Genomic DNA, 22,859 nt, shown 5'->3' with positions numbered 1-22,859 from the left:
CAATGAAGTATTCTATAAGAGTTAAAGTAATGGTAGTAGGGTTGTTCTTGATATGGACAGCCGTGCAGGCACAGATGCCGGTGTACAATTGGGCAAAAACCACACTTGGTAATGTAGAGTCTATTCAGCGAGGTGCTGTTGTAGATGCTGCAGGGAATGTATATATTACCGGGGTGTTTTTTGGCACTGTTGATTTCGATCCGGGACCTGCCGTTTGTTCAGTAACACCCGTCCCCTACGGTTGCAATGCCTATGTGGCGAAGTACGATGCCCTTGGGAATTTTTTATGGGTAAAGAATATTGCTATTGCAGCTTCCTACGGGAATAATAGTATTGCTATGGATATCTCAGGCAATATTTACATCACCGGTTTTTATTCCGGAACTACAGATTTTAATCCGGGTCCCGGTGTGTTCTCAGTGAGTTCGGCTGCAGGAAGTACGGATATGTACCTGGTAAAACTGGATGGCAATGGGAATTTTATTTGGGCGAATACAATGGGTGGTACCACTGATGACAGAGGCAATGAGGTGGTGACAGATCCGGCAGGAAATGTGTATGTCGCCGGAAATTTTACGGGAACAGTCGATTTTGATCCGGGTCCGGGTATCATTTCCCGGACTTCATCGGGAGGAACAGATATGTTTTTATTGAAATATGATGGGGCAGGGATTTTTCAATGGGTGAAGCAAATGGGAGGATTTAACGATGACGATATTCGTGACATAGCGTTGGACGGGAGTGGAAATATTTTTATTGCCGGGTCTTTTAATGGTACTGCAGATTTTGATCCGGGAGCCGGGGTAATGAATCTGGTGTCGAATGGGAACAAGGATATGTTTTTCGCGAAGTATGATCCGGCCGGAAATTACGGGTGGTCACGGAGTGCCGGAGGGACGTGGATTGATCTCTGCACCGCTCTTGCAGTTGCAGGAGGAGGAGATGTTTTTCTAACAGGAATTTTTAATGCGACAGTAGATTTCAATGCAGGAGTGGGGATTAACACACTAACGTCTGGCATAACCGCAAATTCTTTCGTGCTCCGTTACGATGGAGCAGGGAACTTTATTTGGGTAAAAGGTCTTCCATTGAATACAGCCAATCTCGACATTGTCATCGATGCTTACAATACTTTTTTTATCTCGGGAAGTTATGGAAATATTAATGGAGCGGCTATCGATATGGATCCCGGTGCAGGTGTCGCCGCCCTTACTATTCCCGGTGGACTTCCTCCTCCTTATTATAACGTGCTGGGCAGATATGATTGGAATGGAAATTATCTATGGGCCGGTGTTTTCGGTCATACTTGCTATTGCAGCGTGGCAGGATATAAATCGAGTATGGCGGTAAAAACCGGGTATCTGTATTATTCAGGCATCTTTAACGGTAATGCCTTTAGTGCAGCCACAGTTGATTTTGATCCGGGATCAGGTATAGCAAATCTGACCGCCCCTTCGTCAGTAGATAATACCTTTTTTACAAAGTTTGGAATTTCACTGAGCCCACTGCCGGTAGACCTTGTGAATTTCTTCGGCAGACAGGAGAAGTCGGGAATACAGTTGAATTGGAATACAGCTTCAGAAAGTGATAATGATTATTTTGAAATATGGAGGAGTAGCGAAGCGGATAATTTTACCTTGATTGGAAAAGTAAATGGAAATGGAACTACAACAGCGCCGATAGCGTACGAATTTATAGATATATCCCCATTGCCGGGTTTAAATTATTATCAATTGCGGCAGGTGGATTATAATGGTACTCCTGAGCTATCGAATATCGCAGTGGTTTTAAATCGATCAAATAGCATTTCATGTACCCTTGTACCGGTGATAACCGGAAAATATACCCTGGTATGTGCAGGTTTATCAACGGTGAACTACAGCATTCTGGATATGAACGGACGCCGATTAAGTGATGGTAGCACTTCCGCGGATGGTTATGCAAATATTGACCTCTCCTTACTACCACAAGGAAGTTATCTGTTGGTTGTATTGTTCGGGAATGAAAAGAAGGTGTTTAGATTGCTAAACTAATGACAATTCATAACATCATATTTAACCTAATGAAATATCAGTCTCTACTTGTTCTATAGCGGAACTGTACTTCATTTTTTCCAGCCTTTCAAGAATAAGTAAAAGAACGGGAATCTATTCCGAAAATCTGCGCGTTTTTGCCTTTTTATGAGGGAATATTTATTAAATTAACATTTCATTTCATTCAATTCGAATTTTTACTATGTTTGTTATTCAACCTAGAAACTTAACTCCCATGAAAAAAAGTATACTCAGCTTATTGATTCTGATAGGCAGCTGTATGTTTGTTCTTGCACAAAACACCATTCAGATGCCATTACCGGCTCAAAACACTACATTTTCCGGTAGTGTACGCGGATATTGGTTTACTTCTCCCACCTGTTTTACTATTACCGGTGCCCAGGTGCCCTTTGATGCCGCAACGGGAGATCAAAGTATTGCCATTGTCAAACTCGACTCCGCCCCTCCGCTTTACAGTACAGTGACCAATAATTTTACGGTGCTGTATCTGACCCAAAATAATCCGGATACCGGGATACAGGCATTGAATATTGAAGTGGCTCCCGGAGATATAATCGGGGTGTTGGGTGTACGAAAGAATACCTCCGGAAGTGATGTGAACTCCTATGCCACATCACCCTCCACTTCTGATATTAACGGTTTCCCGGTTACCATTCAACGGTTGGGAATGCAGTTCTCTTTGTCTACAACCAGCCCTCAGGATCTCTGGACAGAAGCTGCAGGAAGTATCAGCAGGGTGTTTTTATACTATGACACTACCTATAGCATCAATGTATATGCCACCTGGCAGGGTGGTACCATTTATTCCTTTACCAACGGAGCCAGCTCAGGAGCTACTTCTGTCTGGGATTACGGTGATGGATCGCCGTTAGATACCGCCTATAATCCTACACATACTTTCCCCTCTCCCGGTAATTATACTGTTTGCAGTTATATCACCGGAGCTTGCGTAAGCGATACTGTTTGTACCACCGTCATCATCTGCCCGGCACCTGCACTGGCGGCTTATAACTATACGATCAACTATCCTACAGTAGATTTCAGCGATGGTTCTCAGAATGCCGTTAGCTGGTCATGGGATTTTGGAGACGGCTCACCACTGGATAATAGCCAGAATCCTTCTCATACTTATTCAACATTTGGTTTATACACTGTTTGCCTTACCGTGACAGATACCTGCGGCGGGGTGAACACAAAGTGTCAGAATATATCTGTATGCCCTGCTGTATTACCTATCAGCCTGGGAAGTGATGTAACGGCTTGCGGCAGCACCGTTTTAAGTTTACCCGGCAGCTATACCACCTATACCTGGAGCAATGCGTCTACAACCTCGCAGATTACAGTCACCACTACCGGTACCTACAATGTTGTGGTGACCGATGCCGCCGGTTGCTCAGGAGGAGATACCATTGATGTTACGATTAATCCGAACCCTGTTGTATCCTTAGGGAATGATTCCGTTTCAATTTGTGGAGGTTTAGCGATTACACTGGACGCTCAGAATCCGGGGAGTACCTATCTCTGGAATACAACTGAAGTAACACAAACGATCACGGTAACACAATCCGGATTGTATTCCGTGACAGTTACCAATGGCTTTGGTTGTACAGCCGCAGATACCATTACAGCTACGGTGTTTACTTTACCATCGCTCTTCCTTGGGTTTGATTTGAATATTTGTGAGAGCCTGGTTAATATTTATGCCGGGAATAATGGGAGTACCTATATCTGGAATACAGGAGCCACAACACAAACGATTCAGGTGATGACAGGGGGAACGTATTCAGTGCTGGTAACCGATGTCAATGGATGCACTGCCGTAGACACGATCAATATTGTGATGAATCCGCAGGGAGTGTCTTATGTGGAAACACAATCATTGGTATGCGTGACAGCATCCCCCATTACACTAACGCCCGGAACCCCTGCAGGCGGAACCTATTCCGGTCCCGGTGTAACAGGAAATACTTTTGACCCTGCCGTAGCAGGTGTCGGAAATAAAAATGTGATTTATGCTTATACCGATACCGCAGGTTGTATAGGAAGAGATACTTCTGTGATTACGGTCGATCCTTGTTCCGGAATTGGTGAAATCAACAGCGCCGGAATTCATCTCTACCCGAATCCGGGAACAGGTGTTTTTCAATTGACAATGAAGGATCAAGCCGCGTTAATTCTTGTAATGGATAATCAGGGTAAAGAAGTGTTCCGACGTGTTCCGGAGTCAAAACAACAGCTATTGGATTTAAGTAGGGAAGCAGAGGGTGTGTATTTGCTCATGGTCCTGGATAAAAACAATGAATTCAGCATGCCTTTTGTAATTGCCCGGTAGAAAAGTTTAGTCATTAGAAAGGGTTGTCTTGTGAAGGGCAACCCTTTTTAGTGTCAGAAATAATGCATACCCCTTAATAAATGCGAGTTTTTGCGGTTTTGAACCTTAAAAAGTGAAATACGGGAGTTACTGAAGTAGAAAGTGTTTCGTCGAAAAAAATAAAATTTTGATTTGATCGCGAAGCCTCGCGATTTGAAAATGAAATGATCTTCCTGGCGGGAGACAGGTTTGAAGATGGGCTATGTATTAAAATTATTTTTAGTTTGCTTCTGCGCCTCCTTTTCTCTGCGGCTCAGCGACTCTGCGAGACACCTTTAATCGCGAAGCCTAGCGATAATTTCTGTTTGAAAAAATTAGAAGCCGAAAAATGGTAATTGAAAAGTCAGGTGAATAGAGTTTGTCCTCCTCGAAGGAATTTTCCTTTTTTACCCCACTTTCGCTAACTGTGCGCCAAAGCTTTAGCGACGGCGTACTTTGTGCTCCAAAACTTTAGTGAAGGAGCAGGCTTCGGTAGGCAGGCACAGGGGCACCAAGAGTCCACGGGAGAAACACGGAGGACTTTTTTCTGCACTGCCTCTTATTGTTCTCAGATGAAAATTATGACTTGTATGCTGGTTCAGTGTAGAAGGGTACTACTCCCTTTTTATCCTGGATCTTAAACCGATTTATAACTATGCACATGGATTTTCTTTTTAATTTGATCCAGATCTTTGTAACAGTAATGTTATCATAAGAATGGGATAAATATAAACAGTGATAATTTTATCTGATTTATTTACCTTTAGCAACTTCTAAATCATCCTATGAAAACTCAAATAGCCCTACTCCTACTATCACTTATTTCTATAAACGTAAATAGTCAGCAAGTCTCAGTTCCGAAACCGCTCAACGGAACCGGTCAGGAAATAGGTGTAAAAAATTCCGCTCTTGGGATCCCTTGCTTTCCAAATGTTTTTTGGGGCACTGCCGGATCCTCCACGGGTACTGTAGATGAGCTGACCATTAGCGGGGGAGCGGTGGTTGTATTGAATGCAGGTGTTGTGACCACATCGGGAGATCCCAGTCTGGCCTATTGTAATAATCTGGATGGGATATCGTTCAGCCCTACTTTTTATTCTTCAAAATTTTTACGGGAACCGCGTTACTATGATTTTGGTTCATGGAATTCCTCCTCATTCAGCACCTTGCCCAATAGAATAAATAACTGCGGAGGCAATGGAAATTTCTTATACTATAGTTGGTATGATTCTAATAATGTTTCATTAGGAATCGTAAGGTATTTCAGCAACGGCATGTCGCCTGTTTATTTATTAGGACCTAACCGGAGGATATCAGTAGCAGATATTGAAGTAGACAATAGCGGAAATGTATGGTTTTTTACAGGACCTTCAACCCCCGGTACAGTAATTACAGACTCGCTGCTTATTGTTTCGCCTTCAGGGCAAGTCGTGAGAAAGTTTTCTGCTAATTTCGTTTCTAGCAATAGCTATGGAATGTTATTACTCAACAGCACACTATACGTTGCTTTTGGTGCCGGTCATCCCAATTTTCCCAACACACTCGTTCCGGTGTTGCTTTCAGGAAATAGCGCTTCACTAGGTACTCCCCTCGCTATGCCGGTCCCAAACCCCACTTATAATGACTTAGCCGGCTGCAATGTCGGTACTCCATTAGCATTAGGGGATATTTCCACAAGCAATATACTCACCATTTATCCCAATCCGGTAAAGGAACAAATAAACATATTTCTTCCCGGGAACCTGAAGGGCAAAATGAACCTGAGTATTCAGGATGCTGCGGGCAAAATAGTTTTTAATGCAGAGTACTCAGGAAAGCAGGATGATGATAAAATTGAAATCAATAGCAGCCATTTTGCGCAAGGTAATTATATCATTCAGATTCAGGCAGGAGATGAAACGTTCAGCAGTAAAGTGGTGAAGTATTAAAAGCAGATGACAATTTAAATTAATCCGGGTTGGTTTTTCAGGAGGGTGAAGATTTTACCTTTTAACTAATGAACAGTTTTACCTGATTCTGCAGTTGAATGCAATCTTCAGGTCCTGACAAATTATTTTACATAGGGAACTCCATTGAATAAGACTGATTTTACTCCTCCGCATCTTTGACTTATAACAAGAATTCCATCGCGGCGAATTCTTATAGAAAACAGGAAATCAAAATATATGACATATAGAAAAGGAGATCAAAAATGACCTCCTGTAAAAACCTGTAATAAGTTTAGCAGCTTACGGGCAACTAAAAAAAGGAATGATTATTTAATAGTACACCAGGCTGATGCACAGGCTACCGAACAACCATTAGTTGGACAAACAGTGGAACAAGCTAATGTACCACAAGGGTTGGTTAATTTAGGAACACATTTGCCGGTTGCACCTCCCTGAATTTGTCCAAGGTCAGAATTGCTAAGATTAGAGATAGTGGATTTGTTTAAGCTGAGTTTGTTGATTGACTTTTTCATGATGTTTGTTTTTTTATTTGTTAGAGATGTTAATGAACTTACGGGTTCATAGTTAAGGGTGGTTTATTTTACAACTGTGCAGTTACAGGCAGAGCAAGTTGCCGGAGCTGTAGATGGACAGGTTTTAGTTAGTGGAGGCATGCAGATCACCGGAGCATTGGAACCTTTACCTCCACCTACCATCTGATGCATTTCAGCGGCATAAAGATTAGAGATGGTCATTTTGTTTAAGTTGAGTTTGTTGATTGACTTTTTCATGATGTTTGTTTTTTTATTTGTTAGATGTTGTTATCGTTGATTGACAAGTCAAAGGTAGGTCGCCCGCCACCCTACCGTATAGAACTATTTACAGACGGGCGTTTGGCTTTGTAAATGGTTAGTGTGGCTGTGTAAAAGGTAAGTATGGAAAATGGTGAAGTGATTCCGAAGATCTTCCATGCTGAAAAAATAGACACAGTCTATCAGGGATTATTTGAACCGGGATGCAGCCATGAATGGAAAAATAACTGTTCCCTCGTACACAATTACTATATCAGCCTTTGCAAATAGTTGCTATAGATGCAAAGAAGGAAATCCATTTGATGTAGCCGCGTTACATGTAACGCGACTACATCAAATGGATTTCTCTATTGTTGGTTGGAAAGTAGTGCCTCGTATGAAAGTCGAGCTCCTGGAAGTCTCCCGAAATTATTGCTTCACTGTGCAAACCATTTTAGTAGGGCACCATACACTGCAACTTACTGTAGGGCATGTCCAGGTATTGATGCAACTATTGGATTTTACACCACCTTGAATTTGTCCAAGATCAGAATTGGTAAGGTTGGAGATAGTTGATTTGTTTAAGCTGAGTTTGTTGATTGACTTTTTCATGGTGTTTGTTTTTTTATTTGTTAGATGTTGTTATCGTTGATTGACAAGTCAAAGGTATGTCGCCCTATAGCCAACCGTATAGAACTATTTACATATGGGCGTTTGGCTTTGTATTCGGTCCTGATTGCTTTGTAAATGACCTCTTCATATTTAGAAGATAGACTCCGTAGTCGATGCGCAGGTTCATATTACTGAGTCATACATCCTCAAATTAGTATAGTGCGACCGATTCATTTAATTCATAACTTTATCTCATCAATAACCACCGGGCCAATGTTCCATTTCTCTCCCTCTAAATTAGTTGTCTTATTGTTTCTGCTTCCATTGATAGCAGTTTCCCAGCCCACCACTTATCATAAACTCATTCCCGCATTTTTTACCGCGATGGAGGTGCTTCCACTGCCTGACCATGGCTTCATTCATGCAGGCCTGCATTCGGGCGGCGACGGCTGTTTTATTCGCACCGACTCTATTTGTACTGTAACCACTATAAAATATTACGATATTGCTAATGCAACCATCTATCCGCAGGTAGAAATGAATCATCTGCTGGCGTTACCCGATAGCAGCTATATTACTGTCGGTGCTGTGGCCAATCCGGCAAATTCAAGATTCGATGGCTTGATTATGAATATTGATGCCGATGGAAATGTGTTATGGGCAAAAAGATTGGGTCAAACCGGTTATAATATTTCACTGTATTCGGCAGCCTTAATGTCCGACTCCGGTTTTGTGTTTTGCGGGACAGCTACATCACTTCCTTCAGGGATGAATCAGTTTTTTGTTTGCCGCATGGATAAGACAGGAAATTTATTATGGTCCAATACCTACTCGGGAGGCAACAATAATAATTTCGGACGCATAATTAAAGCAACCCCGGATGGTGGATGCATTTTTACCGGCTATTTCGAAGATTTTTCCCCTTTTGTCGCCTATGCTGTGATGATAAAACTTGATGCAGCTGGTGTCGTGGATTGGGCTCGAAAAATTTCTACCGTCGCTCCAGGATTTTTTATATCAGGAAGTGATGTGTTGGTATTGCCCGATGGATATATCCTTTATGGAATGTCAAATCCCGTTTTTGTGTCGCGAACAGATCTTTCAGGTAACCTGATCTGGACAAAGGAGTATTCGAATGTTCAACAGTCAATAGGTCTCATCAATTATAATGGAAACCGCATTTATCCGGCTGCAGCAGGGGGATATCTGTTTATTGCAGGTTTCGATTTCTTCGGAACAGCTAACAGGTTAGATAGTTCAGGTAATGCAATCTGGTCTTCTCTATTTTATATGCGCTTGTACAATGCAATAGAAACGGACAATAGTGAATGGCATTTTACCGGGGCAGGTCCATTGATGGGGGTCACACAGCCCCAGCCGGATGCAGGATTCATTGATTTTGAAATGGGTATTATACAAAGTGACTCCATGGGAATGCCGGATATCTCTTGCATGTTCTCACAACCAGCTGCTCAAAATTCTGCGATATACAATTCTTCGTTATATTCTCCTTTGGTCACTCCTGTAGGCAGCCTTTCTCCTGTAGTAATTAATGTGATCAATGATTCCGCCATAACGGTGGATACCTGTGTGAATGTTTTTGGAGGGTTCGAAGAATTCGGAACTCCCTTGCCGTTAGTCATCAGCCCGAATCCGGGTGCAGGACAATTTACGCTTTCGCTGCCGGAAGAGAAACCCTGTCAAATGACCGTAGTAAACAGCCTGGGTCAATCCATCTGCAGGAGACAAGTTCAGGGTAAAGAAATCCAGCTGCTTTTAGACGCGGAACCGGATGGAATTTATCTTTGTCGAATGATCTCTTCCGATGGCAAAAAAATCTATCAGGGGCGAATATTGAAATCCGGACGCTGGAACTCCTGAATGCCGACAGTACTGTTACTAAAAGTCGTCATCGTACTGTTGGTTATCACAGGCGGGTTAAAATCGAAATAAATATTGGCGCTATTATACACCTCTGTCGGATCAGGATTGCTGTTCTTTCCCTTGATCTTGAAGAGCACGTACCCATGGCTCTCCGGCTCATTCACATTGCTGTCCGGGAGCAAAATATTATCGAAACTAAACTGCATCACATTTCCGTTTATTTTCTGTATCCAGCAAGGATGAGAAGTAGCAATGACATAAGCCGTGTTTTCGTCTAATCCTGCATCAAGGGTATCTGTGACCACTACATTGAAAGCAGTATCATTCCCGGTATTCTGGAAACGGATCAGGTAGCGCAATTCAGTGTCCATGGGAACGCGGTGAATGGTACCATCTCCTTCCGGCATGACCTGTTTGTCGTTAGGATCAAAAGCACAAAGCACGGATCTGTTATACGTCTGTGTATCTGTCGCCAGTACCATTCCTGTGGGACTAAATACCGTTCCTGTCGTTGTGGTATACAACCATGCTCCCGGCCCCGGCATCATGAAATTACCTATGAAGGTCTGCGTCTGTCCCGGAAGTAAGCTATCGTAAGTGAAGAGTAGCGTATTGCCAGTGACTGTACCAACCGGCCAGGAGGAAGAATATATCATTTGCGGATCAAAATTGAAAGCAAGAGTACCACTGTCGGGCAAGGTTCCGTTATTGATAACAGCAATGTAAAATGCGGAAACCGTATTACATCGAGGCAGAGGACTGTATGCATATACATCCAGGCTATTGAAAAACGAGTCCGGCTGCAGGGCAAAATCATATCCGGTCACCGATGTGCCCCCTAGTGTTACAGCATGTGAATTGATGCCATTACTGATGGAATAAACAGGATTGGTGACATATTCAATGGTATAGGTTCCGGGGGTGTCCGGAAAGAAATATTCGCCATTCGAGGTTGTATAAGTAATTGTGCCGGATGGAAGCGAACGGACTTGTTGTTGCCCCAAAGGAATATCGCCTGTCGAATAAATACTATCGTTGTTGGCATCTACAAAAACACGTCCGCTGATGGTAGGTAAATTGGGTAGCGTACTACCCAACGTGATCGTGTCAATTTCCATGCATCCATTGGCATCAGTTACAATTAACGTATAAATTCCTGCTGTAAGTCCGAAAAGGTTGGAGGTTACGGCTCCATTACTCCACAGATAGGTAAAAGGTGGTGTACCTCCGAATACCTGTGCCTGTATGATCCCGTCCGCACAATTCGGACAACTTGGATTTGTAATCCCGTAATTTACCATGACCGGATTCCCGACATTTCCAACAGTAACGTTTATCATTCCCGTACAAAGTACATTGTTTCCATCCGTCACGCTGATGGAATAAGAGCCGGGACAAACATTCGGAATGATTAATGGTGCCCGGAAATACTGCCTGTAGGTTGCCCGTTAAAATTAACCGCATAAGGCGGGACAGCTCCCGAAAAAGTGACCTCCACTACTCCATTGCATTGGCCACAGGTAGCATCCTGAGGGCTGGATATTGTAACAAAACACTGGGCAAAGCTCTGTATTGAACCACAGAAGAAGAGTAATAGCAGTAGCAATTTTTTCATAGGTCAGATTTTAACACATTAAAGATAATTAATTTTTCTAATCCACAAGCAATAAAAAAAGCCGTCCCTTTGAGGAGACGGCTTTTTTATGAAATGATAATAAATTACATTTTTACAATCTTACTTTGTCCGGCAACGCCATTCACCATTGCTTTCACGATATAAGTTCCGCCTGCAAAAGTAGAAGCATCAATGAAAATATGGTTTACGCCTTTGTAAACAGGACTGTTTAGACCGGTTACTTTACGGCCGCTGATATCAAAGATTTCAATAACCGCCATTCCACTGCGCTCACTGTTCACCTTCAGATCAATATTTTGTCCGTTGATGCTGGTGCTGATGCCTAAAGCTGAATTCACTTCGTTAATACCAACAGCACATGCCGGATCCAATGGGCCAAGTACATTAACCGGAATGGATGTTCCTGTTAATATGCATTGGGCATCTAAAACAAGATCATTTAGATAAAGCGGAGGATTACTGGCTGCAATGGCATTACCAAATACTAAAGGTGTCCAGTAATAAATACCGTAGGGTTTAGCAACACTACCATCAATCAGCGTATCATTATGTACAAAAAAACGTGTACTGGTAGCAGGAGCGGGGAAATTAAAAGTATAACTAGCGAATAAACTTGGCTCAAGTTGTGGATTCGCGCTACCACTAATTGAAGCAGTGGTAATCACCCAGCTGACACCGGCATAATCGCCTACTGTTGGGGCAAAAATTCCTGTAGCTGTAAAGTTGACAGTGTCACCTACGCATACTTGTGTTACACTGGCAGTAGTTGTTCCGGCAGAAATACTTGTGTCGGTACATTGAATAGTGGGCACAATAACATATTTGAAGATTCCATCACCGGTTAAGCTAGTAAATCCTCCGGCCCACATATGCGTTGAATCCACAATACCCAATGCCGTACGCTGAGCACCTACTTCGATGTCAGTCCAGTTCAATCCGCCATCATCACTATAAGAAGATCCGATAAATCCGGTTGCAGCACCTGTACTGATCAGTTTTGAAACGGTTCCCGGTACAGATTGCACATCTGAACCAAAGAAGTTACCAACCGGAGTGGCTACTGTCCAGGTGTCTCCACCATCAGCAGTTACACGCATGGTGTTCCCTCCTGTAGTACCATTGTATAAACGGGCTATTCCATTGGTGGATGAATAAAAGCAAATATCAATAGCGCTATTAGTGGGAACGGTAATACCTGTACTGGCAACTGTCCAGTTTAATCCACGATCCACAGAGCGGTATACACGTCCTTTGTTGGTGTCAAACCAAATGGTATCTCCTTGCACTTCATAGTGTCCAACAATACCAAATTCACCGGCTGTAGGAGCAGGAATGTTACCTGTCGGTACGCGGGTCCAGTTGCTTCCCCCGTCAGTAGTGGTATACAATTCATAAAATCCGCCTTCCGGATCTCCCATGGCAAAACCATTGTTGGCATCCCAGAAATGGACAACATTAGGGAAAGATTGGCTAAGATTATTATAAATAACCCCTGCGCCCTGCTGCGTCCATGTTGCACCACCATCGGTAGTTTTATAAATACCACCTGCAACTGCTGTTGAAGTGCTGTATAAAACCGACCATGCTGTATCGGCATTTAATCCGTAAATCATGGCCCAGTCATGTGTTGCAGGTGCACCGGTAATAGTTCCTGCCGCCCAGGTGGTACCTCCGTCAATTGTACGTGAGAAATCCTGGCGGTTTGCAGCACCACCGGAACCATCGTATGAACAGATCCAAACAATATTTGAATCCACTGTGCTGATGTGACGCACTCCGCTTGAAACAGGAGTGAAATTTGTAGCCTGACTTACCAACAAACCTTGTGCGTTGACGTTTGTTAGGTCAATAAGGATAAAGGCAAATAGTAATAGTTTTTTCATCTTGTGTTTTTATGTTTAATGGGTAAAAGTAGGGATTTTTATTTGAATTTGCCGTGCGGATCTCTTGCTTAAACCTTTGTTTTTCAATTAAAAAAGGATAATATCTGGTCTTTAATACCCTACAACTACTGTTTTTCTTCCCAAAAACGGCCATCCTTGTACCTGATTGGAAGAGAACCGGAGAGGTATGACCCGGACCAAAGACTAATTTTTATGGTAGATTCCGTAGCTAAGTGTTGGTAAGGAATTTCCATCCAAACCGTATTCCTTCCTTTCAGATGATAGGGGATTTGCAGTCGAAGTTCTGGCCCGTCAGGAATTAAAATCTGGAGATAGGAACTGTCATGGGTATAAAAAATACTCTTGTCCGCCAATGTGACTTCCAGGGCAAGAGCTGCAGTATAATGGTTTATTTTATCAGATTCAGTGAAGGTGAGTTTTGCGTTTTCTCTCGTAAAAATGCTGTTTTCATACAATGAAATGTACGGCCCCTTCTTTAAATGAAAGTACCGTTGATTTAAGTCTTTAACAGGTTGAATATTCTCTGCCCAAATCACCCATTGATCATCATTCAATATGCCTTTTTGCTCCCTGATGCGGTGGATATGATCCCGCTGCATGGCAATGGTCACACAGGAATCCGGACCATCTAAAGCCGAAATCCAAAGGCTCTCCATGGTGTAACTCCATCCGGTCATCGCAAACGTCGTTTGCTCCATCAATTCTTCTTTTACAATTCCTTTTTGTATGCCCAATTGCCGTGACGCTTGTATGACTGCAGTGATCTGCCGGATGCGTAATGTATAGGGAATGGAGGTGATCCTCAATAAATCAACGTGGAGCAGGAGTATCAAAACAAGTAGAATGTACGCAGCCAGTTTATGAATGAATTGCCGGGTTACCTTCACAATTCCTGCTATGGAGATGGCTACCATGAAAGGCAAGGGAAGCAACATCCGTTCAGAGTAATTGCTGATATCTCCAAAACGATGGGTGGCCAGGATCAAGAGTAAGTAAGCAGCCCATCCGCTGAAAAGCAACAGCCCCGGCTTCCATTTTTTTCGCAGGAATAGAAAAGTGAGTGTGGTGATGAAAAGTATACATAGAATGGAATAATGGGAAGCAATAACAGCAAGTAGTTCCAGTAAATTTGAAAGGTACATGGACTGCAGATATCCGTAATCGTTATACACCACCGGATAAAAGGTTTTACCATGATCGTAACTGTCCAGCAACAGCAATTTTAAACCCGTAAGAGCGACAAGGGAAATCCAAAGCAGAAGGAGTATACTGTGTCTGTCGTTGTTAGAGAACCGGGGTTGCTTTGCTGAAGTAAACATCCACCAGGCGAGGCAAAATGCCAATGGAATAAACAGAAGCGGATGAGAGAAAATGATAAGAGTGGCAAGAGCAAGGAGCAAGGGTGTGCGGAACCGGAAAGGTCGGTGGAGGATGCACATCCATACGGGGAGTAAAGCACCTGCCTGCAGGAGTTCAGTGACCGGACAAAAGAAACTGTACCTGACTGTTAACGATAAGATCAAAAGCAGACTGATAATGCCGCTTCTTGATTTAAACCGATAGGCCAGTAAAAGAAAGAGGAGGTAGTACCAGAGGATATCACCCACACTGTACAGTACAGCAATGGCCATCATGGGTAGTTTCAGCCAGATTCCAATCAACGGTAAAACCTGTGATACCATTCCAATCGGACGCTGGTGGGCCACAAAGAAAAATTCCCTGTCGATGATTTCGAAGAGATAATGCGCCGCATCAAATGCCTGTCGCTCCTTCCAGTAAAATAGAGAGAGAAAAAATAACCCGATGAAAAACAACTGTCCTGTGATTTGCAGTACAATTAAGTCGCGTTGTTTTTCAGGGTGCAGGCGGGTCAATTCGATGGTTTCTTTGTACGAATATAGGGGTATTCTTTGATATTTGTTTGGAAGATTATGTTAATGAATACTGTTCTTTTTAAGACGGCTTGGTTCATAAACACCAACCTCTTTTTCCAGGAGTTCACCCGGAGGAACTCTTGCGTTTTAAGGAGCGACGTAAAAGCTTTTTGTCATAGGTTGACAGCTTCCTTCCCGTTCAGCATCTGTTTCACCCCGTTCAGTCAACTTCAATTGCATCATAGTTGAAAAGGCGGTTCCTTTGATATGAACAAAAAATACAATCCACCTCAACCAACAATGAAAATGATAAAAATATTTACTGCTATTACGTTCACTTGTCTGCTACATTTAAATGGTATGGCACAGACATGGAATCTTCAAAACCAGTTTCAGAATATTGAACCGGGCGACATGCACTTTATTGATGATAATACCGGATTTATCATTGCTGATTCTACGCAGAACGGAACGTTTGTAACTACTGTTTGTATAACTACCCAAAATGGAGGTCAATCCTGGTCACATTTTCCGTTAAACAATGCAAAAGGAAATACATTTAAATGTTATTTTCTCAATGCCAATGAAGGTTTTATTGCCGGTCGTGGTGCAGGAGGGAATTCCGGCATGTTTATGAAAACGACGAATGGAGGAAGCACATGGTCAGCACCGGTGCTCTTTAATGAAAGAGTTAATAACGTTTTCTTCCTGAATGCAAGTACCGGATGGGTAATGGGGAAGAATGGATTATTGCAAAAAACGGTAGATGGCGGAGTAACCTGGTCACCTCAGTCACTTACCAATGAAGATGGTTTCAGTATGCGCTTCTATAATTCAACAACCGGATTGTTTGCCTGTGGAGGCGGTGAACTCTACCTCACCACGGATGGCGGGGTGTCCTGGCAGTCGGTGACTTCCGGTACGGGAGATAATTTAATGTCGATTTCCATTTCCGGTAATGATGCCTGGGTGTGTGGAGAAGGTGGCGCCGTGGTCTATTCTAATACTGCCGGCCAAACGTGGGTAGCTCAAACATCTAATACAACCGTTGATTTTAATGATGTAGCTTTTGTGAGTGCTACTGAAGGCTGGCTGGTGGGGCTGAGCGGAGAAATGAAGTACACTTCCGATGGGGGAACCACATGGGTTTCACAAACCAGTTCCTCTGGTGCTGATATTATGGCGATCGAGATGAGAAATTCCGGACTCGGTTGGTTCCTGGATTCTGATGGTGATCTGTATAAATATAGCTCTCCTGCCGGAATAGAAGATATTAAAAATGCAGTTCCCGTAAATGTTTACCCCAATCCGATAGAAGATGAAATTCATATTTTGAAATCCGATGTGAATTGGTCAAAAGCAGTGCTGATGGATGCCACCGGAAAAGTGCTTTATACTGAAGTGCTGCAAAGGAAAGCAGATCATCATTCTGTCAATATCTCACATCTTCAACTCTCTCCCGGTATCTATTTGCTTCGTTTGGAGAATGACGACCGGACAGGAGTACAAAAGCTTATTAAAAAATAAAAAAAATTATAAAAAATATATTGTATGAAAAAGTCTATGAAATGGTTTGCATTAGTACTGTTGCTGTCTGTGGGATTTGTTTCCTGTAAGAAAGATGATGATTCAGCAACCCCTTCTTCCTCTACCTCGGTTACGCAGGGGAAATGGCGGGTAACATTGTATAACGATAGCGGTAACGATGAAACCAATCATTTTAGCGGCTATGAATTTACCTTCAGTAGTGGAGGATCCGTCACGGCTTCTAAGTCCGGAGCAGCTACCGTTACAGGTACATGGTCCACCGGATTTGATGATAGCCAGAATAAACTCTACCTGACTTTTACAACAAATAATGACTTTATTGAAATCACTGACGACTGGCATATCCTGCAACAAACCTCAGCCAAAATTCAATTGGAAGATGTCAGCGGAGGAAACGGAGGGACCGATTTATTGACCTTTGAAAAAATCTAAGTAATATAAGTATACCACCCGTTGATGAGTATATCTAAGTGAAGCCCTGAACTATGGATACCCGGGAATTAATTTTCCCGGATTCCGGGGATTGAATTTTTTATCGATATAAATCACCTTTTCTTTTATTCGAAAGCGTAGAAAGGTCTCATCAGAAAAGAATTGCCTGAAATGATTCTTATCATAAGTAATTAATAAAATTAAATTGAACTTCCATCACGAAATAGAACATATATCTAGTATGAAAATGCATTTATATTTATCGGGCCTCTTACTCTTTATTTCCACCAACCTGTTTGCCTCTTATTCTGTCGACTGGCTCAAGACCGCGGATGGCAATCAAAAATCGGGGACTATGATTGCCAGAGATAAATCAGATAATCTTTTCGTCACCGGATACAGAACGACGCAAAATATTTATACGAGGAAGTACGATAAGTTTGGTACTTTACAATGGGAAAAAACCGATTCATCCGGCATTCACAGTATTTATCAGAAACCGGGTTGGATCAATTGTGATAAAAACAAGAATGTTTTTGTTGTGGGTTATCAGTATGCCATTAGCTCCGGTTGGGAATACCCCGGTGCACTGGTAGTTTTGAAATATAATACGGCCGGAGCATTACTTTGGAGACGAACTATCAATTTATCTTATGTAGTAGGAAGTTCGACCGGATATTCTTTCAATTTAAAAAGTGAAGTAGATGACAATGGAAATTTATTTATTGGTACCGCCGGAACTACTCCCGCCGGATTTATCCTGATAAAAATAAACCCGGCCGGAATCATACTGTTTAATACCACTTTGAATCTCGGAGGTATACACCAGTTTTCTTCCATGCGTCTCAAAGGGAATAAGGTTGTAGTGATTTCGGAGGACAGGAATATCCCACACGATTTACATTCGTATCCGGGAAATTAAGTATTATCGGCTATTGCTCTACCACCACCTATTTCGACTGGATTACTTTCCAGACGAATAGTAGTGGAACCTTGTTATGGGGAACAAAATACAATGGAACGCTTTCCAATGATGAAATCCCCTATGCGATTGCAGCAAAAGCGAATGGAGAAGTTTTTGTAACAGGAAAAGGTGGTCCCATGTTTACACAAGTGAACGGAAGTTCATATCTGCGCATGGTGACATTGAAGTATGGAAATACGGGTGCGATGCAATGGTTGGATACCTTAAACATTTACAATGGATGGGGCACTTCTTGTACGCTGGCCAGTGATAGCAGTTTATATGTAATGGGGGGCACGAATATGACAGCCATTCACTATCTCGATCATACAGGAACCGGCTCTTGTGGAATTCCATCAGGAATAAGTACAAGCAATGTAACGGATTCCAGCGCCAAATTTAGCTGGTCGCCTGTGCCGGGAGCCTATCTTTATCATTTGCGGTATAAAACTTCATCCGCCGCAGCCTGGACTACACTTTCAACCAATCAAACTTCTAAAACAGTAAAAACGCTTGTAGGGGGAACAGTATATAATTATGCAGTGGAAGCTGTTTGCAATAGCGGTCCTTCAGGCTATAGTACTACTATGACATTTTCTACCATCGGTACAGGATACTGTGCTACCGGAGGGTTGGGTACCGCACAAGAGTTTCTGAATCTCGTTTGGATTGGTGGAATTGTGAATCAAACATTAAGTAATAATGGATATGCCGATTTTACCAATTTAAGTACACCACTTCAGCAGGGAGCAACAATCAATGGATATCTTTCCGGAGCATCCACGCCTTGGGGTCTTCTCGAGAATTATAGTATTTGGATCGACTACAATCATGATTTTGATTTTACAGATGCAGGGGAGCAGGTGGTGAGTTTTTCATCGGATTTGGGTGGGTATATTGGTGTGAATTTCACGGTCCCCACGAATGCAGTTCTTGGCACAACACGCATGCGGGTTTCTATGAACTATGGAATCCCTGCCGGACCTTGTGGAATGTACACCGGTGGAGAAACGGAAGATTATACAGTGATTATTTCAACACCTCTTGTGGGTGCTCAGCCTTTCCGGAATGGAAACAATAGCGCTGCTGCTTCAATGTCCATTTATCCTAATCCCTCTTCAGAGGAAATACATTTCGCTACTGATGTAGCAATTGAAGGATTAGCCTGCATTCGTGTGTATGCTGCGTTAGGTAATCAAGTACTGGAAAAATTTACTGAAAGTGGATCGTTATATATTGGCGATCTGCCGGAAGGTTACTATATGGTCACACTTACACAATTGGATAAAGTGTACACATCGAAATTTGTTGTTAAAAGGTAATGCTGTAAATTTTCTATGAAGGATATTCTAATCCTATTCGTTGTGGTGTACTAATACGCTCAAAATAATAGGCATTTAATAAGGTAACAGCTGCCGTTTCTAATCAACCACACTGAGCCTTAAAAAAAAGATGTATACACTATCCGAGTAAATTAACCACTGCTCGGCGTCGCGAGTCTCGATCGGGCGCTCGCCCCTGCCGCAGACAGTTACGGTTTAATTAGCAGTATTTTTTTATTAAAAACTAATAGTATTTATGGTCGAAAAACTCCTCCCTGATGGTGATTACTTCTACGTGTTTTCAATAGCCGCCTCAAAAGCAAGGTGTTGTTCATTTGATGAAGTACAACTATTTGTTTGAAGTTTCTTTTCCGGATTGCCTATCGATGAATATTCAGGATACCCTTTACCTTTTCTGTCCCTACTTGTAGCAGATAGAAATAGAGGCCTTCAGGTAGTTCATTCCCTCCATCCGATTTCCCATCAAAGCAAATAGATGGTTGATTACTCTGAAAAACTTCACTGCCCCAGCGATTGAGAACGGTTAAAGAGTAACAACTACTGTATTGATCTGAGATATTTAAATTAAAACATTCATTTATACCATCTCCGTTAGGAGTAATGATATTGGGTATAGTATCGGGAATAAGTGTAGTCTCGCCGATGGTAATTTGTGTTGATAGCGTGTCCACACAATTACCATTATATGCAGTGAGTAGCAGGGTATACGTACCGGGCTGTGTGTATACATGCTCCACCGTATTTCCAATTCCTGAAATCCCATCACTACCTGTCCAGATTTCCTGCGTGACATTAGCAGTAGTGGATACAGCTTGCATTAAAACTCCTGAGCAACCGGATTGTAAGGTATAATTGAATGCAGCAACGGGAGTCGTATTGAATTGAATGATCACAGTATCGTGACTTATACAACCATTGACATCTGTTACCTCTAAACTATAAATTCCCGTCTGATTTACCGTTATGTTTTGATTATTATCGAAGGGAATTCCATCTCCACTCCAGGAATAATTTAATCCTCCCACCGGGCCAAAGAGAACAATGGAGTCGTTTGCACATAAAGTAGTATCCGGCCCCAATGAAAAGGCTTGTGGAGAGGGGATATTCAAAGCAATGTTTTGTATTAATGTATCACAGATCCCGGCATTGCAAACAATTTGTTGAATCAGATAATTGCCATCGTTCGTAAAGCAAAAGCTATTCGAAGTATCTGAAGAAACATACAGTCCGTTCACCAGCCAGATCATGGTATCTATATTTCCTGTAGCGGTACTGTTGACAAGAATACAGGCGGAATCACAATTGCCCAACGTGGTGAAGTTGAAACCGGCAATCGGACCGGTTGTTGGAGAAGTGCATAAATCGAATTTCCACTTTACGCCAGCCATATCCCAATCCGGTGTTTGTGAAGTAGGACTAAATGCAGTGGGCAAAGTAGGAAATCCTCCCGCAAAACTTTCTTCGGTGCAGACGCCTAAGTAGAGTGTAGCTTCTTCATCAAATTTAGAGGAACCGGCATCCGTATGTTCCCGGACAGCGCCTCCGAGATGTGATCCGTAAACCATCGCTGCAAAATCCGGTGCAAAAACCATTATGTGGAAATCCTGAGTCCCGTTATGAAGTGCCTGTTGTGCATTTGCAGTGACCGGAAATGCTGTAGGAGTCCCCAATACACTGGATGTAAATCCGGCGCAGTAAATCTGATTGCAAGGGTCGATATGAAATGCGATGGGTTGTACGTTTACCGTGTTGCTCCCATCTCCGTAAGAAGTACACAACAGTAAATTACTCAGTGAGGGATTAAATTTCAACACATAGTTTCCACTGTTCTGGTTGCTAAAAACGCCCGGCGAAACGGGTAATGTTCCTTCACTGTTTCCAAAAACATAAATATTATTCGAGCTGTCCACATCGGTTTTATACCCTTTGTCTTTTCCGTTGTTGTACCCGAAATAGGTGGAAGCGAGGAGTGAAGTTCCTGTTGAGTTGATTTTACTAATGAAGGAATCAAATTGAAATGAAAGTCCTCCACCGTACGTGGGCTGATAAGCACCTACGCTCACCGGGAAGTTGGAACTGTTGGTACCACCTGTAAGCACATAGTCTCCGTTTTTATCAATGCAGAATCCGTAGCAGGCTTCTTCGCCGGAACCACCTAAGTAGGTAGAGAAAATCATTCCGGTGAGTGCCGCATCCATCTTAAACAACACTGCATCTATACTTCCTCCATTCGTTGTCTGATAAGCACCGGTAGTCACCGGAAAATTTGTTGACTCTGATAAGGATCCTACAACAATATTTCCCTGGGCATCGAGATAAATTTCACCTTTATCCAGATCACCAAAGGAATGTACGTCCATAGAGAGATTCAGACTTCTACCCTCATCTTCGGTCCCGCCAACATAGGTGGAAGCAAGCAATTGTGAGCCGTCAGTGGAGAGCTTTGAAATAACCAGGTCGTTTAATCCGTTTGGACTGGTATCAAACGCTCCTGTTGTTACCGGATAGTTGTTGAAGGAATGACCAAATACAAATAATTCATCATTGTTGTTTGTGGCAAGATTTAAAACCACATCTTGCGAACTTCCACCAATATAGGTAGACCATAGTTGGTTACTGGCAGTACTGTCAAATTTTGTGATGCCCATATCGATAGCTCCTCCATACGTGAGATCATAGGCCCCCAGCGTATACGGCCAACCGGTGTCAAAAAGCAGGGCACCGATAATTAAATTTCCCTGATGATCATACGTTGCGGAGCTGCCATACGTGGTGCCGGAAGAACCACTGTAAGTAGAAGCTTGCAAGAGAGGATCAATGATTAAAGAATCAAAAGTGGAAAGGGGCGTATTCGCCGAATAGGAAATCAATTCGTTCGTGAGTGAATAGTTAATTTCTAAAGGCACTTTTTCTCCTGCACGGATGATGTACGACAATGGGATACTTTCCGTTATTTCTGAAAACGAAGTTTTGATATGAAGTTTCCTGTTGGCGATTTCATATCCTGAACTTCCCTCAATCATCATTTTTATATTTTTTATATCAGCGCCGGGCTTCAGGATAAAATCGTATTTGAGTTGATTGTTTTCACTCTTGATAACGAGATCCGTTGATGGATAAAAGTTATGCAAGGTGATGGTTTCGTATCCGGCAGCATGCCCCATCCATTTTTCAGGATCAGTGCCTTGGATAAAATTGTAATACTGCTGTTTTTTTCCTTCGGCAGTTACAGCCGTTGTACTGCTATTTTTAAATCTATAGCGAAAAGCATGCGCGGCTAATTTATCAGGGGTATTTGCAATGGTACCGGCGTCATGTTGATGATGTACTTTTTCTCCGTCGTATATATTGAAGACAAGGCCATCAGCAGTGATGAAAACTGAACCATTTGCTAAAAAGGCTTTATAGAGCGCTTCCCGGGGCCACTGACCCTTGTTCTCTATAAACACCAACTTCCCTGATCCGGAAGCAGTGGCTTTATGGATGATCAGCATTAACAGAAAGAGAAGGAAGAGAAAGGTTGATCTTTTCATTTGTTT

At 42.5% G+C, this 22,859-nt stretch carries 16 protein-coding genes; 8 read left to right on the top strand and 8 right to left on the bottom strand.

The window, feature by feature from the left end; all coding sequences use genetic code 11:
* Positions 1-2 precede the first annotated feature (2 nt).
* The 3 genes from IPJ86_05245 to IPJ86_05235 all read left to right on the top strand — a co-directional run bounded on the left by IPJ86_05245 (position 3) and on the right by IPJ86_05235 (position 6,332).
* On the top strand, positions 3-2,033 hold the full coding sequence (locus IPJ86_05245; GenBank protein ID MBK7886717.1) for an SBBP repeat-containing protein: 2,031 nt from the start codon (positions 3-5) through the stop codon (positions 2,031-2,033).
* Between the two features lie 235 nt (positions 2,034-2,268).
* Positions 2,269-4,386: a PKD domain-containing protein gene (locus IPJ86_05240; GenBank protein ID MBK7886716.1), complete on the top strand. Its 2,118-nt coding sequence runs from the start codon at positions 2,269-2,271 to the stop codon at positions 4,384-4,386.
* Positions 4,387-5,189: 803 nt separating this feature from the next.
* Positions 5,190-6,332 (top strand): T9SS type A sorting domain-containing protein, encoded by a 1,143-nt coding sequence (locus tag IPJ86_05235; GenBank protein ID MBK7886715.1) that lies wholly within the window; start codon positions 5,190-5,192, stop codon positions 6,330-6,332.
* Positions 6,333-6,658: 326 nt separating this feature from the next.
* On the opposite strand, the gene IPJ86_05230 is transcribed toward IPJ86_05235, so the two are convergent.
* The 3 genes from IPJ86_05230 to IPJ86_05220 form a co-directional block, all read right to left on the bottom strand.
* On the bottom strand, positions 6,659-6,865 hold the full coding sequence (locus tag IPJ86_05230; protein MBK7886714.1) for a class I lanthipeptide: 207 nt from the start codon (positions 6,863-6,865) through the stop codon (positions 6,659-6,661).
* 63 nt (positions 6,866-6,928) lie between these two features.
* Entirely contained in the window at positions 6,929-7,123 is a 195-nt protein-coding gene (locus tag IPJ86_05225) for a class I lanthipeptide (protein ID MBK7886713.1), read from the bottom strand.
* Positions 7,124-7,552: 429 nt separating this feature from the next.
* Positions 7,553-7,735: a class I lanthipeptide gene (locus IPJ86_05220; protein ID MBK7886712.1), complete on the bottom strand. Its 183-nt coding sequence runs from the start codon at positions 7,733-7,735 to the stop codon at positions 7,553-7,555.
* Between the two features lie 273 nt (positions 7,736-8,008).
* Between IPJ86_05220 and IPJ86_05215 the strand changes: the two genes are divergently transcribed.
* Complete coding sequence (locus IPJ86_05215) at positions 8,009-9,616, top strand: T9SS type A sorting domain-containing protein (GenBank protein MBK7886711.1); 1,608 nt, start codon at positions 8,009-8,011, stop codon at positions 9,614-9,616.
* Here the strand turns inward: IPJ86_05215 and IPJ86_05210 are convergent.
* The 4 genes from IPJ86_05210 to IPJ86_05195 all read right to left on the bottom strand — a co-directional run bounded on the left by IPJ86_05210 (position 9,577) and on the right by IPJ86_05195 (position 15,033).
* Positions 9,577-10,959, bottom strand: coding sequence for a hypothetical protein (locus tag IPJ86_05210; protein ID MBK7886710.1), 1,383 nt, complete (start codon positions 10,957-10,959; stop codon positions 9,577-9,579). The genes IPJ86_05215 and IPJ86_05210 overlap by 40 nt on opposite strands.
* Positions 10,960-11,030: 71 nt before the next feature.
* On the bottom strand, positions 11,031-11,234 hold the full coding sequence (locus IPJ86_05205; protein MBK7886709.1) for a hypothetical protein: 204 nt from the start codon (positions 11,232-11,234) through the stop codon (positions 11,031-11,033).
* 104 nt (positions 11,235-11,338) lie between these two features.
* On the bottom strand, positions 11,339-13,138 hold the full coding sequence (locus IPJ86_05200) for a hypothetical protein (GenBank protein ID MBK7886708.1): 1,800 nt from the start codon (positions 13,136-13,138) through the stop codon (positions 11,339-11,341).
* 125 nt (positions 13,139-13,263) lie between these two features.
* On the bottom strand, positions 13,264-15,033 hold the full coding sequence (locus IPJ86_05195; GenBank protein ID MBK7886707.1) for a hypothetical protein: 1,770 nt from the start codon (positions 15,031-15,033) through the stop codon (positions 13,264-13,266).
* Positions 15,034-15,339: 306 nt separating this feature from the next.
* Here IPJ86_05195 and IPJ86_05190 point away from each other — a divergent pair, with 306 nt between their 5' ends.
* The 4 genes from IPJ86_05190 to IPJ86_05175 all read left to right on the top strand — a co-directional run bounded on the left by IPJ86_05190 (position 15,340) and on the right by IPJ86_05175 (position 19,299).
* Complete coding sequence (locus IPJ86_05190; protein ID MBK7886706.1) at positions 15,340-16,560, top strand: T9SS type A sorting domain-containing protein; 1,221 nt, start codon at positions 15,340-15,342, stop codon at positions 16,558-16,560.
* Between the two features lie 24 nt (positions 16,561-16,584).
* On the top strand, positions 16,585-17,013 hold the full coding sequence (locus IPJ86_05185) for a hypothetical protein (GenBank protein MBK7886705.1): 429 nt from the start codon (positions 16,585-16,587) through the stop codon (positions 17,011-17,013).
* Positions 17,014-17,254: 241 nt separating this feature from the next.
* On the top strand, positions 17,255-17,935 hold the full coding sequence (locus IPJ86_05180; protein ID MBK7886704.1) for a hypothetical protein: 681 nt from the start codon (positions 17,255-17,257) through the stop codon (positions 17,933-17,935).
* Positions 17,936-18,006: 71 nt separating this feature from the next.
* Positions 18,007-19,299, top strand: coding sequence for a T9SS type A sorting domain-containing protein (locus IPJ86_05175; GenBank protein MBK7886703.1), 1,293 nt, complete (start codon positions 18,007-18,009; stop codon positions 19,297-19,299).
* A 380-nt stretch (positions 19,300-19,679) separates the two neighbouring features.
* Here IPJ86_05175 and IPJ86_05170 read toward each other — a convergent pair whose 3' ends face one another.
* On the bottom strand, positions 19,680-22,853 hold the full coding sequence (locus IPJ86_05170; GenBank protein MBK7886702.1) for a gliding motility-associated C-terminal domain-containing protein: 3,174 nt from the start codon (positions 22,851-22,853) through the stop codon (positions 19,680-19,682).
* Positions 22,854-22,859: the final 6 nt, after the last annotated feature.

This window comes from Bacteroidota bacterium, from assembly GCA_016713925.1.
Classification (GTDB): Bacteria; Bacteroidota; Bacteroidia; order AKYH767-A; family OLB10; genus JAJTFW01.
This window is presented reverse-complemented; position numbering and strand designations above follow the sequence as displayed.